The sequence below is a fragment of the Vibrio sp. 704 genome, from assembly GCF_033339295.1.
Window position 1 is genome coordinate 1 of the sequence record NZ_JAWOUH010000301.1, and the last position, 802, is coordinate 802.

The window sequence follows — 802 nt, forward strand, 5'->3', positions numbered from 1 at the left end:
GCTGCGGATGGCATTTGTTGGTTATGGTGAGTACGCTCCCGCACATTAACCGGATTTTCTAATCCGCGACGCAGTGCGCGTTGCGTTGAGTAGAAGAGCTCGGCAAGCAGCGTGCGTTTCCAAGCATTCCACAACTCTGGATTGGTTGCGCAAATATCCGCAACCGTGAGACACACTAAATACTCAAGAGATTCTTCGTCACGAACTTGTTTCGCAAACTCTGTAATGACGTCAGGATCGTAAATATCGCGTCGTTGTGCGGTGACTGACATGAGAAGGTGATGCCTCACCAGCCAGCCCACTAACTTAGCTTCTGGCTTCGACAGCCCGTGTTCAATACAGAAATCGTACGCTTCACCCTCACCAATCACTGAGTGATCGCCCCCACGGCCCTTACCAATGTCATGGAAGATTGCTGCAATGATCAGCAGTTCTTTCTTTTGCATGCGCGGGTATATGTCGCAACAAATCGGATGCTTCGCATGGTTGTCTGGATTGTTAAAGGTATTGATGTGTTTGAGTAGGCGAATGCTGTGCTCGTCAACCGTGTAGGCGTGGAACAGGTCGAACTGCATCTGCCCAACAATCTGGCTCCATTGCGGTAAATATGCGGCCATTACCCCAAGTCTATGCATCAAACTGAACGCTTTATGAAGTGCATTTGGATGTCGACATAACGCTAAGAATTTTTCACGAGCCGCTGGAATCGTGTGCAAAAATTTGTTTAAGCGGCGACGTGCAGTACGCAGTTGGCGCAGGGTTGGAGGGCTTACCCCCTCAATGGTTGAGTCGTTCGCGATAT

The 802-nt window shown here is 49.6% G+C and carries 1 protein-coding gene; it reads right to left on the minus strand.

Features of this window, described 5'->3' with window-relative positions; all coding sequences use genetic code 11:
- Positions 1-802, minus strand: an 802-nt coding sequence (locus R7R24_RS26060; RefSeq protein WP_318120021.1) for an HD domain-containing protein, incomplete at both ends; no start/stop codon positions are given.